Source organism: Streptomyces sp. NRRL S-244, assembly GCF_000717915.1.
GTDB lineage: Bacteria > Actinomycetota > Actinomycetes > Streptomycetales > Streptomycetaceae > Streptomyces.
The window spans coordinates 116028-129553 of sequence record NZ_JOCX01000004.1 but is presented as its reverse complement, the minus strand read 5'-3'; the positions used below and the strand labels follow the sequence as shown (position 1 = coordinate 129553).

The window sequence follows — 13526 nt, the reverse complement described above, 5'->3', positions numbered from 1 at the left end:
CACTTTCTTTCTTGGTTAAGGAGCCGCGCAGCGATGGCCCGCCGCAGCACGAAGACCCCGCCGCCGGAGGATTTCGAGGAGAAGATCCTCGACATCGACGTCGTCGACGAAATGCAGGGCTCCTTCCTCGAGTACGCGTACTCGGTGATCTACTCCCGCGCCCTGCCCGACGCCCGGGACGGCATGAAGCCGGTACACCGGCGCATCGTCTACCAGATGAACGAGATGGGCCTGCGCCCCGACCGCGGCTATGTGAAGTGCGCCCGCGTCGTCGGCGAGGTCATGGGCAAGCTGCACCCGCACGGAGACGCGTCGATCTACGACGCCCTCGTGCGCATGGCCCAGCCCTTCTCGATGCGGCTGCCGCTGGTCGACGGCCACGGCAACTTCGGTTCGCTCGGCAACGACGACCCGCCGGCCGCGATGCGTTACACCGAGTGCAAGATGGCGGACGCCACGTCGCTGATGACGGAGTCGATCGACGAGGACACCGTCGACTTCACCGCCAACTACGACGGCCAGGAGCAGGAACCGGTCGCGCTGCCCGCGGCGTACCCGAACCTGCTGGTCAACGGCGCCTCCGGGATCGCGGTCGGCATGGCCACCAACATGCCCCCGCACAACCTCGGCGAGGTCATCGCGGCCGCCCGCCACCTGATCCGCTACCCGCAGGCGGACCTGGAGGCGCTGATGCGCTTCGTGCCGGGTCCGGACCTGCCCACGGGCGGCCGGATCGTGGGCCTCTCGGGGATCAAGGACGCCTACGCCAACGGCCGCGGCACGTTCAAGATCCGCGCCACGGTGGCCGTGGAGAACGTGACGGCGCGCCGCAAGGGCCTGGTCGTCACGGAACTGCCCTTCACGGTCGGCCCCGAGAAGGTCATCGCGAAGATCAAGGACCTGGTCGGCTCCAAGAAGCTCCAGGGCATCGCGGACGTCAAGGACCTCACCGACCGCTCGCACGGCCTGCGCCTGGTCATCGAGATCAAGAACGGCTTCCACCCGGAAGCCGTCCTGGAGCAGCTGTACAAGCTGACGCCGATGGAGGAGTCCTTCGGCATCAACAACGTCGCGCTGGTCGACGGCCAGCCGCTGACCCTGGGCCTCAAGGAGCTGCTGGAGGTCTACCTCGACCACCGCTTCGAGGTCGTGCGGCGGCGCAGCGAGTTCCGCCGCACCAAGCGCCGCGACCGGCTGCACCTGGTCGAGGGCCTGCTGGTGGCCCTGGTCGACATCGACGAGGTCATCCGGATCATCCGGGACAGCGACAACTCGGCGCAGGCGATGGAGCGGCTGATCGAGCGCTTCTCGCTGAGTGAGATCCAGACCCGGTACATCCTGGACACCCCGCTGCGCCGCCTCACCCGCTTCGACCGGATCGAGCTGGAGTCCGAGCGCGACCGGCTGACGGGCGAGATCGACGAGCTGACCGGGATCCTGGAGTCCGACACGGAGCTGCGCAAGCTGGTCTCCACGGAACTGGCCGCGGTCGCGAAGAAGTTCGGCACCGAGCGCCGTACGGTCCTGCTGGAGTCGGCGGGCACGGCGGTCGCCGCGGTCCCGCTGGAGGTCGCGGACGACCCGTGCCGGGTCCTGCTGTCCTCGACGGGCCTGCTGGCGCGCACCGCGGGCGGCGACCCACTGCCCGAGGAGGAGGGCGGGTCCCGCACGAAGCACGACCTGATCGTCTCGCAGGTGGCCGCGACCGCCCGGGCCGACGTCGGCGTGGTCACCTCGTACGGGCGGCTGCTGCGGCTCGCGGTGATCGACCTGCCGCAGCTGCCGGACACCCACGCCGCGCCGAACCTGGCGGGCGGCGCCCCGGTCTCGGAGTTCCTCTCCGGGCTGGAGGCGGACGAGAAGGTGATCTGCCTGACCTCGCTGGACGAGTCCTCGCAGGGCCTGGCCCTGGGCACCGAGCAGGGCGTGGTCAAGCGCGTCGTGCCGGACTACCCGGCGAACAAGGACGAGCTGGAGGTCATCACCCTCAAGGAGGGCGACCGGATCGTCGGCGCGGTCGAACTGCGCACGGGCGAGGAGGACCTGGTCTTCCTCACCGACGACGCCCAGCTGCTGCGCTACCCGGCGGGCCAGGTGCGCCCGCAGGGCCGCCCCGCGGGCGGTATGGCGGGCATCAAGCTCTCCGAGAACGCCAAGGTGATCCACTTCTCGGCGGTGGACCCGGCGCGCGACGCCGTGGTGTTCACGGTGGCGGGCTCGCACGGGACGCTGGACGACTCGATGCTGTCCGGGAAGCTCACCCCGTTCGACCAGTACCCGCGCAAGGGCCGGGCCACCGGCGGCGTGCGCTGCCAGCGGTTCCTGAAGGGCGAGGACCTGCTGGTCCTGGCCTGGGCCGGCAACGCGCCGGTCCGCGCGGCCGCGGCGAACGGCAGCCCGGCCGAACTGCCGGCCGTGGACCCGCGCCGCGACGGTTCGGGGGCCGCGCTGCCCGCGGTCGTCGCCGCTCTGGCGGGTGGCGCGCTGTAGGACGTACGGCGGCATTCGGGTGGTGCGACCGGGGGGACGTACCACCCGAATGCCGACTAGTGTTTTCCCTCTGGGTGTTGGTGGGGGGAGTACACAGCTGATGAGTCGTCGGTCGGGCGGATTGATCGGGGAGTGGGCCGAGGCCCAGCGCCGGCAGCAGCAGACGCAGGTGATCCAGCAGCGGGAGGCCGAGCGCCGGCTGCTGGCGTACGAACGGGACCGGCAGCGGACCCACGAACGCGACGCGAACCGCAGCCACCGGCAGTACCGCGAGGCCGAGGCCCTGCGGCGGACCGCGCAGATCGACGCCGAGGTCGACGCCCTCAAGGGCCTGCTGGTCGCGGGCTGCCGGGCGCCGGCGTTCCGGATATCCGCCCTGGCCCGGCCCGAGCAGCTGGAACCCTTCGATCCCGGGGCGCTGGCGCATCCGGTGCCGATGCCGCGCATCGACCAGTTCCAGCAGCAGAGCAGCGGCTGGACGCTCGGATCCGGCCACCGGGCGCAGGCGGAGCGGGAGGCCCACGCCCGGTACACCGAGGCCTGGCAGGCCGCGAGCGCCGCGGAGGCACAGCGCCAGCAGCAGCTGGCCGCGTACCGGCAGCAGTACGACCGGTGGGCCGCCGAGCAGCTCGCCGGGGTACGGGCGCACAACAGCGGGCTCACCGAGCTGGCCGCCGCCCTGCGCACGGGCGACGCGGAAGCGGCGGTGGAGTACTTCTCGGCGGCCCTGTACGCCTCGACGGCCTGGCCCGAGGCGCTGCCGAGGCAGGTCGCGGCCGCCTACGACCCGGCGGCGCGCCAGCTGGTGCTGGACTGGGAACTCCCCGGATACGCGGTGGTGCCGGAGGCCAGGGCGGTGCAGTACCTGCCGAGTACGGACCAGGACAAGGTGAAGCCCCGCCCGGTGACGGAGCGTCGGGCGCTGTACCGGGACCTGCTGGCGCAGTGCATGCTGCTGGTGGTGCGCGAGCTGTACGCGGCGGACGAGTTCGGCGTACTGGACTCGGTCGTGGTCAACGGGTTCGTGGACTGCCACGATCCGGCGACGGGGCAGGAGGCGCGGTTCGTCCTGTCCACGGTGCCGGCGGCGCGGAGCGCGTTCTCGGGGCTGCGCCTGGAGCAGGTCAGCGCCGTGGACTGTCTGGTCTCGGGGCTGGGCGGGCAGTTGTCGACGCGGCCCGACCAGCTGACGGCGGTGCGCCCCGGGCGCCACCCGGACGAGGTCGGCGGAGGGGTCGTCAGCCACGGCGGGCAGGCGGGCGGCGCGGACGAGGCCGAGGACGAGCCGGACCTGTTCGTGATGGATCCGATCGCCTTCGAGAACCTGGTCGCCGAGTTGTTCCGGGCGATGGGCATGGAGGCGGTGACCACGCAGCGGTCGGGCGACGGCGGGGTGGACGTGGAGGCGCTGGACCCGGCGCCGATCCGGGGCGGGCGGATCGTCGTACAGGTCAAGCGCTACCGGAACACGGTGCCGCCGACGGCCGTGCGTGATCTGTACGGCACGGTCCAGGACAAGGGGGCGAACAAGGGGGTGCTCGTCACCACCGCGTCCTTCGGGCCCGGGTCGTACACCTTTGCCAACGGCAAGCCGCTGGAGTTGGTTCCCGGGGCGGATCTCGTCGAGCTGCTGCACCAGTACGGACTGCGCGGGCGGCTGGGCGGCGGTCCGGCGCAGCGCGCGCCCGAACCGGAGCCCGCCGCCCCGGCGGCGGACCACAACGTGCTCGGCATGTCCTGGTCCGGCCGGGTCGCGCTGGACGTGTGCGCCCTCGTCTGCACGGGCAACCGGGTGCTGAGCGAGGAGCACTTCGTGTTCTTCAACAACCCGCGGACCCCGGACGGTTCGGTCCGGGCCCGGGCGCACGCGGCACCCGACAAGGCGGCGCTGGAGGTCTCCTTCGACGCCCTGCCCGAGCCCGCCGACCGGCTGGTCCTCGTGGCCGCGATCGACCCGGAGGTCGATCCGCACGCCGACCTCGCCGGGTTCACCGACGCCCACATCCGCCTGCTGTCCGCGGGTGGCGAGGAACTGGGCCGGCTGGACGTCTCCGACGGGCGCGCCGGGGAGACCGCGCTGGTCCTCGGCTCCTTCCGGCGCCGCTCCAACGGCGACTGGGACTTCGTGATCGGCGGCAAGGGCTACCGCGGCGGCCTGGAGGACCTGCTGAGCGAGTACGGCGTCGAGGTCGCCTGACGGCGGCCGCGGCCTCCCTACAGGTCTTCGGGGTCGGGATCGCCGTACGAGTCGGGCTCGTACGGCTCAGGCTCCGGCTCCGGCTCCGGCTCGGGTTCCGTGTCCGGCTGCGCCGGGCGGTCGACGTAGCGCAGGACGCCCCACATGCTCTCCGGCGGCGCGTCCTGCGGGGCCGGTTCGCGGCAGGCCTCCAGCTCGCGCAGCAGGGCGGGGCCGTCCGTACCGGCGCCGATCAGGACCAGTTGGCTCCGGCGCGGCTCCCCGCGGCCCCAGGGGCCCGGCACGAAGCGGAGGAAGCGGCCGACGGCGTGGACCTCGTAGCGCTCCTCGTGGCCGGGGACGCCGAAGTGGACGTAGCCCTTGATCCGGTACAGCCCGGCCGGACGGCGGTCGAGGAAGTCGATGAACCGGCGCGGGTTCAGGGCCTGCTCGGACACGAACTCCGTGCTCTCGTAGACCGTGTGGGCGTGCCCGGCGTGGTCCTCCTCGTGAGCGGCGTCGTGGGCCTCGGGGTGGTCTGCCTCGGCGGCGTCCCTCGCCTGCGAGATCAGGTCCTCGAAGGACAGCTGGCCCCGGGTCTCGGTCCACGGCCGCCGGTCGAAGAGCAGCTCCGGGTCGATCCGGCCGTGGTCGGCGGCCACCACCGGTGTGCCGGGGCAGAGCGTGCCCAGCTCGGCCTCGATCCGGGTGAGGCCGGCCGGCTCCACCCGGTCGGTCTTGTTGAGCACCACCAGGTCCGCGACGGCCAGGTGGCGGTCGGTCTCCGGGTGCTTGGCCCGGGTCTCGTCGAACTCCGCCGCGTCCACGACCTGGACCAGCCCGCCGTACCGGATCGCCGGATTCTCGCTGGCCACCAGCATCCGGATCATCTCCTGGGGCTCGGCCAGCCCGCTCGCCTCGATGACGATCACGTCGATCCGGTGGACGGGCGCGGAGAGCTTCTCCAGGTACGCGTCCAGCTCGCTGCCGTCGACCGCGCAGCACAGGCAGCCGCCGCCGAGCGAGACCATCGAGTCGCCGACCTGGCCCGCGACGGCCATCGCGTCGATCTCGATCGAGCCGAAGTCGTTGACGACGACGCCGATCCGGGTGCCTCCCCGGTTCCCGAGGAGGTGGTTGAGCAGCGTGGTCTTGCCGGATCCGAGGAATCCGGACAGCACGACGACGGGGATCGGCTGGACGGGCGGCTGGGCGGGCGGCTGGGCAGGCTGCCGGACGGGCGGCCGTGCGGACTGCTGGGCGGGCTGACGGCTGTTCACACGGCCGATCGTAGTCAGCCGAGCGCCGGAACCGGCTCGGGCGGGTTCGGGCCCACGTACCGGGCGGCCGGACGGATGATCTTCGAATCGGCGGCCTGTTCGAGGATGTTCGCGCTCCAGCCGACCACGCGGGCCGCGCAGAAGGTCGGGGTGAACATCTCGCGCGGCAGCCCGCACAGCTCCATGACCACGCCGGCGTAGAACTCCACGTTGGTGTGCAGCTCCCGCCCCGGCTTGAGCTCGGCGAGGATCTCCTCGACGTGCCGCTCCACCTCCACGGCGAAGTCCACGAGCGGGCCGCCGAACCGGAGCGCGATGTCCCGCAGCATCCGCGAACGCGGGTCCTCGGTCCGGTAGACGGGGTGCCCGAAGCCCATGATCCGGTCCCCGGCGAGCACCCGCTCGCGGATCCACGGTTCGATGCGGTCCGCCGTGCCGATGGCGTCCAGGGTGTCCAGGGCCCGGCTGGGCGCGCCGCCGTGGAGCGGGCCGGAGAGCGCGCCGATCGCGCCGGTGAGGGCGGCGGCCACGTCCGCTCCGGTGGAGGCGATCACGCGGGCGGTGAAGGTCGAGGCGTTGAAACCGTGGTCGATCGTGGAGATCAGGTACTGCTCGACGGCGCGCGCCTTGACCGGGTCGGGTTCCTGACCGGTGAGCATGTACAGGTAGTTGGCGGCGTACGGGAGGTCCGCGCGCGGCTCGACCGGTTCCAGGCCCTGCCCCAGCCGGTGCAGCGCGGTGAGCAGGGTCGGTACGGCGGCGCAGGCGGCCATCGCGTCGGCGGCCCTCCGCCCGGGGTCGATGTCGTACACGGGGCGGAACCCGGCGGAGGCGCCGAGCAGCGAGAGCGCGGTCCGCAGCCCGGCGAGCGGGCCGGAGAGAGCGGTGGCCCGGGCGAGGGCGGGCAGGGCGCCCTGCACCGCGTCGGGCAGCCGCCGCAGCGGGGCGATCTCGGCGGCGAACGCAGCCCGCTCGGCGGCGTCGGCCGGGAGGGCGCCGCGGAACATCAGGTGCCACACGTCCTCGAAGCTGCGGCTCGCGGCGAGTTCGACGGCCGAGTACTGGCGGTAGTGGTAGAAGCCCTCGCGGCCTCGGACGTCACCGAGTTCGGTCTCGGTGACCACGACTCCCGCGAGACCGCGGGGCACATCGACGGTGGTGTTCATGGATCGACCATCCATCATGGATTGAATCCTTGTCAATGTTGATTGAATCAATATATGTAGGGTGGGCATCATGAACGACCAGGCGGACGGCGAGCGCCGGCTCAGCACCCGGCAGGCGGCGGAACTGCTGGGGGTGAAGCCCGCGACCGTGTACGCGTACGTCAGCCGCGGCCAGCTCACCAGCCGCCGCGACCCGGTCGGCCGCGGCAGCAGCTTCGACGCGCGCGAGGTGGAGGCCCTGGCCCTGCGCAGCCGGCGCGAGGCGGCGGCGCCTCCGGGTGCGGAACTCTCCGTACGCACCTCGCTCACGCTCATCGAGCCCGACCGGTACTACTTCCGGGGCGTGGACGCCGTCGAGCTGGCTTCGCGCCACCCCTACGAAGAGGTCGCCGAGTGGCTCTGGACCGGGACGCTGCCGCGCGGCGCACGGTTCACGGCTCCCCCGCAGGCGCTGGCCGCCGCCCGGCGCGCGGTGGCCGCGCTGCCCGAGCACAGCGGTCCGATCGACCGGCTGCGGGTGGCGACGGCGGCCGCCGCGGTGGCGGATCCGCTGCGCTTCGACCTGTCCGCGGAGGCCGTACTGGGCTCCGCGCGCTGCCTGATCCCGACGCTGGTCGGTGCGCTGCCCGAGGTGGGCCCGCCCGGCTGGCGCGGGGACGGCCGGCTGGCCCGGCAGCTGTGGACCCGGCTGACGGAGCGTGAGCCGGATCCGGACGCGCTGGCCACGCTGGACCTGGCCCTCGCCCTGCTCATCGACCACGATCTGGCCGCCTCGACCCTGGCCGTACGGGTGGCGGCGTCCGCGCGGGCCCATCCGTACGCGGCGGTCTCGGCCGGTCTCGGCGCGCTCGAGGGACCGCTGCACGGCGCGGCCGGACGGCTCGCGCACCGGATGCTGGTCGAGGCGCTGGAGCGGGGCGGCGCCGCTCCGGTGGTCGCGGACCACCTGCGCGCGGGACGGCGGGTTCCGGGGCTCGGGCACCGGCTGTACGAGGGCGAGGACCCGCGGGCCACGGCGCTGTTCGCCCGGCTGGAGGGCGTGCCGCAGGCGGGACCCGCGCTGGCGGCCGCCCGGGAGGTCGTCGCGACGGCGGCGGCCCGGCGGGGCGGGCTGCACGCCAATGTGGACCTGGCGCTGGCGGTGCTGACCGTGTCCTGCGGGATGTCCGCGGAGGCCGGGGAGACGGTGTTCGCGGTGTCCCGGACGGCGGGCTGGGTGGCGCACGCGCTGGAGGAGTACCAGGAGCGGCCGCTCCGGATGCGCCCGAGCGGCCAGTACCAGGGGCCCCGCCCACCGCAGCCGATGCCCTGAACCCCTGCCGGCCCGCGCCGGCGGTCCGGCCGCGGGGTCAGGTCCGCAGCCAGACCGCCGTGTCCTGCGGAAGCAGCCCCTCCGCGTCCAGGGCGGAACTGCTCAGCAGGAGGCTCGAATGCGCCGGCAGCGGGACCGGCCCGCCGGACAGGTTGACCACGCAGAGCAGCCCGTCGGGGCGGGCGAAGGCCAGCACCCCGGGCGGCGCGGGCAGCCACGCGAGCGAGCCGCCGCCGAAGCCGCCCGCCGCGCGGCGCAGCCCGAGGGCGGTCCGGTAGAGGGTGAGCATCGAGTCCGGCTCGCCGTCCTGGCGGTCCGCGGCGTACGTGCCCCAGTCCTCGGGCTGCGGCAGCCAGGGGTCGTGCCACGGCTGCGCGGTCCAGGGCAGCGGGACCCGGCAGCCGTCCCGCCCCGGGTCGGTGCCGCCCGACCGGAAGTGCATGGGGTCCTGGATCCGGCCGATCGGTATGTCGGCTTCCGGCAGGCCCAGTTCCTCCCCCTGGTAGACGTACACGGCGCCGGGCAGGGCGAGCGTCAGCAGGGCCGCGGCCCGCGCCCGCCGGGTACCGAGGACCGGGTCGGTCGGGGTGCCGAAGGCCTTGGCGGCGAAGTCGAAGCCGGTGTCGGCGCGCCCGTAGCGGGTGACGGTACGGGTCACGTCGTGGTTGCACAGCACCCAGGTGGCCGGGGCGCCGACCGGGGCGTGCTCGGCGAGGGTCTCCTCGATGGAGGTGCGCAGCCGCCCGGCGTCCCACGGGCAGCTGAGGAAGGAGAAGTTGAAGGCGGTGTGCAGCTCGTCGGGGCGCAGGTAGCGGGCGAAGCGCTCGGAGTCGGGCAGCCAGACCTCGCCGACGAAGACGGCTCCGTAGGCGTCGGCGATCGCGCGCCACGAGCGGTAGATGGTGTGCAGGTCGTCACGGTCGATGTACGGGTGGGCCTCGCCGGTCCCGGGCGGCCAGGGCTCGGGCGGGCGGCCCGCCAGGTCGGGCAGGGCCGGGTCCTTCGCGAGCAGGGCCGCGGAGTCGATCCGTACGCCGGACACGCCGCGCTCGAACCAGAAGCGCAGCACGTCCTCGTGCTCCCGGCGCACGGCGGGGTGGTCCCAGTTGAGGTCGGGCTGCTGCGGGGTGAACAGGTGCAGGTACCACTCCCCGTCGGGCACGCGCGTCCAGGTGGCGGCGCCGTTGAACTGCGAGGGCCAGTCCCCCGGCGGCAGTTCGCCCCTTTCGCCGCGGCCGGCCCGGAAGTGGAACAGCTCGCGCTCGGGGCTGCCGGGGCCGGCGGCGAGCGCGGCCCGGAACCAGGCGTGCTGGTCGGAGACGTGGTTGGGGACGATGTCGACGATGGTCCGCAGGCCCAGCGCGCGGGCCTCGGCGATGAGCTTCTCGGCCTCGGCGAGGGTTCCGAAGGCGGGGTCGATGGTGCGGTAGTCGGCGACGTCGTAGCCGCCGTCGGCGAGCGGGGAGAGGTACCAGGGGGTGAACCAGAGGGCGTCCACGCCCAGTTCGGCCAGGTACGGGAGGCGGGCCCGGACGCCCGCGAGATCGCCGGTGCCGTCCCCGTCGCCGTCGGCGAAGCTGCGGACGTACACCTGGTAGATGGCGGCCGTGCGCCACCAGTCGGCGGCGTCTGCGGGCAGGGGGAGGTCAGCCACGGGGGGTCCTTTCACAGGGGGCGGCCGGGCGTGGCGGTGCGGGGCGCTGCGGTCGGCCCTCGGTGGTCAGCCCTTGAGGGAGCCCGCCGTCAGACCGCTCACGATGTTGCGCTGGAAGACCAGGAAGACGAGGAGCGTGGGCGCGGAGGCCATCGCGAGGGCGGCGATGAGGTGGTTCTCGGGCACTCCCGTGGACAGGGAGTAGATGCCGACGTTGAGGGTCTGCAGCGCCGGGTCGGGGAGGGTGAGCATCGGCCAGAGGAAGTCCTTCCAGACGCCGACGATCGCGAAGATGGACACGACGCCGAGGACGGGCCGGGACATCGGCAGGACCACGGAGCGCAGGGTGCGCAGGGCGCTCGCCCCGTCGATGGAGGCGGCGTCGAGGATCTCCTGCGGGATGGAGTCGAAGAACCGCTTCAGCAGGAAGATGTTGAAGGCGTTGGTGACGGACGGCAGCCAGATGACCCAGGGCGAGTTGAGCAGGTTCCGCTGGACGAGCGGCACGTCGAGGACCGTGAGGTACTGCGGTACGACGAGGACGGTGGCCGGGATCATCAGGGTCGCCAGCATCATGCCGAGGACCGCCTTGCCGAGGACGGGGCGCAGCCTGGACAGCGAGTAGGCGGCGCCGACGTCGAGGACGAGCTGGAAGGCGAGGGCTCCGAAGGCGTAGTAGAGGGTGTTGAACAGCAGCTTGGCGAGGTCCATGACCTTCCAGGCGGCCGTGTAGTTCGCGGTGTGCGCTGAGTGGGGCACCAGGGTGGGCGGGACGCGGGCGAACTCCTCGGTGCTCTTGAGGCCGCCCGCCACCATCCAGTAGAGGGGGCCGAGGAAGACGGCGGTGAAGGCGATGACCACCACGGCGAGGACGGTCCAGTAGAGGATCTTCCCCCGGGTGCGGCCCAGCTGCGCGGGGGATATCAGCGTGCGCTCTGCCATGGCAGGGGGCTCCTGTCAGCTCTCGTTGTCGCGGCTGAGGCGGACGTACAGGGCGGAGAAGCCGGCGAGCAGGACGAGCAGGCACAGTCCCAGGGCCGCGGCGCCGCCGTACTGGTTGAAGCTGAAGGCGTACTGGTAGATGAGGACGACGACGGTGGTGGTCGATCCTTCGGGGCCGGCGCCGCCGGTCAGCAGGAACGGTTCGGTGAACACCTGCATCGTCGCGATGATCTGCATCAGCAGCATGAGCGAGAGGATGAGCTTGGTCTGCGGGACGGTGACGTGCCAGATCTTGCGCAGCAGTCCGGCGCCGTCCAGCTCGGCGGCCTCGTACAGCTCTCCGGGGACGCCCTGGAGGGCGGCCAGGTAGATCAGGGTCGCGCCGCCCATGTTCATCCAGGTCGACGCGATGACGACGGACAGCATGGCGGTGTCACTGGATTGCAGCCAGTCTTGCGCCGGCAGGTGCAGAAATTCCAGGGCCCTGTTGAAGAGGCCGTATCCGGGGTCGTAGAAGTACTTGAACAGCAGGACCGAGGCCACCGGCGGCATCATCACGGGCAGGTAGACCAGCAGGCGCAGATAACCCTGGGCGTGCCGGAACTCGTTGAGGACGACGGCGACCACGAAGGGGAGGAGGAAGCCGAGGACCAGCGCGAGCCCGGTGAAGAGCAGGGTGTTGCGCCAGGCCTGCCAGAAGCCCGGGTCCTGGAAGACGTGGCGGAAGTTGTCCCAGCCGACCCATCGGGTGGTGCCGCCCTCCGTCTTCTGGAAGGCCAGCAGGAACTCCCGGACCATCGGGTACCAGGAGAAGAAGGAGAAGCAGAGGACGGCGCCGATCAGGAATCCGTGGGCCGTGAGGTTCCGCTTGAACGCCCGGCGGAACTCCTCCTTCGAGGCCGCGCGCGCGGCGCGGCTCGTGGGCGGGGCGGTGGGCGGGGTGGTGGGCAGGGTGGTGGGAGCCGACATCGCCGCTCGCTCCTACTGGTTCGCCAGCAGCTGGTTGACCGCCTTCTCCGCCTCGGCGAGGAGCTGCCCGGCGTCGGCGTCCTTGTTGGTGAGGACCCCGGACATCACCTTGTCGAGCACCTTGTAGACCTCCTGGGCCTTCTTCGGCTCCGCCTTGCCGGGGACCGGGTTGTCCAGGAAGGCCTTGAAGTTGGCGACGGGCATGGTGGCGCTGGCGGCCTTCAGCTCGTCGTCCTTCGACTTGCTCGCGCCGGTGAAGAACGCGGGCTGCGGGAGGCCGACCGGCAGGCCGTCGGCCTTGGAGCGGTCGTACCGGAACTGGCCCTTGCCGACCGCGAGGGTCTTGAAGTTCAGCCAGGCGACCGCGGCCTTGATCTTGTCGGGCGAGCTGCCCTTCTTGATCATGTACCCGTTGCCGCCGGCCAGGGTGGCCGCGCCGCCGGGGAGCGGGCCCATGCCGAAGTTCTCGTACTTGGCGCCGAGCTGCTGGACCATGTACGTGATGTCGTCGGGCGCGGCGAGGAACATGCCGAGCTTGTCCGAGGCCATCTGCTTCTGCAGGTCGCCCCACTTGAGCAGCTGGGTCTTGCCCATGCTGTCGTCCTCCCAGCGCATGGCGTGGAGGTTGTCGACGATCTGCTTTCCGGTGGCGTTGTTGAAGGCGGCCCTGCCGTCGGCGCCGACGATGTCGCCGCCGAGGCCGTACAGGGCGGCCGTGTAGTGCCAGCCGCCGGTGTTCTCGACGCTGTACTCGCCGTAGCCGGCGGTGCCGTTGCCGAGGGCCGCGATCTTCTTGGCCGCGGCCCGGACTTCGTCCCAGGTGCGCGGCGGGGTGTCGGGGTTCAGGCCCGCCTGCTGGAAGAGCTTGCGGTTGATCAGCAGACCCATCGTGTAGTTGCTGGTGGGCAGGCCGTAGAGCTTGCCGTCCCGCTTGAGGACGCCCAGGACGTTCTTGTCGATGTCGTCGACCGCGGGCACCGACTGCGGGGTGACGTAGGCGGAGATGTCCTCGGCGCCGTCGTTGTCGAGGACCTGCTGGAGGTCGGTGAAGTACGCGTAGAACACGTCCGGCTGGGACTTGGCCTTGAGCATCGCGGTGAAGCGCGGGGGCTCCAGGCACTGGCCGGGGGTGGAACGGCCCTCGATCGTGACGTTCGGGTACGTCTTGTTGAACTCCGCCACGTCCTCCTTCCACTCCTTGAGCTCGGCCGCCTTGGCCGCCGGAGGCATGCAGTCGATGGAGAGGGAGACCTTCGTCTTCGGGTCGAGCGGGGCGGCGGCGTCGGCGGAACCGCCGCTCGGCTGCGCTGACTTGCCGTCGCCGCTGCTGCTCGTACCGCAGGCCGCGAGGGCGGTGGCGGCGAGGGCGCAGACAAGGGCGGTCGCGGTGCTGCGGCGGAGGCTGGTTCTCATCGGTGGTCCCCTTCGAGCATCGGGCAGGAGGCATGGGGCGAGCGCGGCACACTCAACCACCACCCACAGATGGACGCAATATCTCGCGCAGATTTCGTAAGAGATTGACAGCCTGGTGCCGGAC

The 13526-nt window shown here is 72.0% G+C and carries 9 protein-coding genes; 3 read left to right on the top strand and 6 right to left on the bottom strand.

What is annotated here, in order from left to right; all coding sequences use genetic code 11:
- The first annotated feature begins 33 nt into the window (after positions 1–33).
- Positions 34–2490: a DNA gyrase/topoisomerase IV subunit A gene (locus IF02_RS0106590; RefSeq protein WP_030154321.1), complete on the top strand. Its 2457-nt coding sequence runs from the start codon at positions 34–36 to the stop codon at positions 2488–2490.
- Positions 2491–2590: 100 nt separating this feature from the next.
- A complete protein-coding gene (locus IF02_RS0106585; protein ID WP_030154320.1) occupies positions 2591–4687 on the top strand; it encodes a restriction endonuclease in 2097 nt (698 codons plus the stop codon).
- A 17-nt stretch (positions 4688–4704) separates the two neighbouring features.
- Here IF02_RS0106585 and IF02_RS0106580 read toward each other — a convergent pair whose 3' ends face one another.
- Positions 4705–5859 (bottom strand): CobW family GTP-binding protein, encoded by a 1155-nt coding sequence (locus IF02_RS0106580; protein ID WP_037835725.1) that lies wholly within the window; start codon positions 5857–5859, stop codon positions 4705–4707.
- Positions 5860–5960: 101 nt separating this feature from the next.
- Entirely contained in the window at positions 5961–7127 is a 1167-nt protein-coding gene (locus IF02_RS0106575; RefSeq protein WP_030154318.1) for a citrate synthase/methylcitrate synthase, read from the bottom strand.
- A gap of 55 nt (positions 7128–7182) precedes the next feature.
- On the opposite strand from IF02_RS0106575, the gene IF02_RS0106570 reads away from it, so the two are divergent.
- On the top strand, positions 7183–8424 hold the full coding sequence (locus IF02_RS0106570; protein ID WP_030154317.1) for a citrate synthase: 1242 nt from the start codon (positions 7183–7185) through the stop codon (positions 8422–8424).
- 37 nt (positions 8425–8461) lie between these two features.
- On the opposite strand, the gene IF02_RS0106565 is transcribed toward IF02_RS0106570, so the two are convergent.
- From IF02_RS0106565 to IF02_RS0106550, 4 genes are all read right to left on the bottom strand, one after another.
- Entirely contained in the window at positions 8462–10078 is a 1617-nt protein-coding gene (locus IF02_RS0106565) for a glycoside hydrolase family 13 protein (RefSeq protein ID WP_037835692.1), read from the bottom strand.
- 66 nt (positions 10079–10144) lie between these two features.
- Positions 10145–11020 (bottom strand): carbohydrate ABC transporter permease, encoded by an 876-nt coding sequence (locus IF02_RS0106560; RefSeq protein WP_030154315.1) that lies wholly within the window; start codon positions 11018–11020, stop codon positions 10145–10147.
- 15 nt (positions 11021–11035) lie between these two features.
- A complete protein-coding gene (locus tag IF02_RS0106555; RefSeq protein ID WP_030154314.1) occupies positions 11036–11989 on the bottom strand; it encodes a carbohydrate ABC transporter permease in 954 nt (317 codons plus the stop codon).
- Between the two features lie 12 nt (positions 11990–12001).
- The gene (locus tag IF02_RS0106550) at positions 12002–13402 is read right to left on the bottom strand and encodes an ABC transporter substrate-binding protein (RefSeq protein WP_030154313.1); all 1401 of its coding nucleotides are present in this window, start codon (positions 13400–13402) and stop codon (positions 12002–12004) included.
- Between the last annotated feature and the right edge of the window lie 124 nt (positions 13403–13526).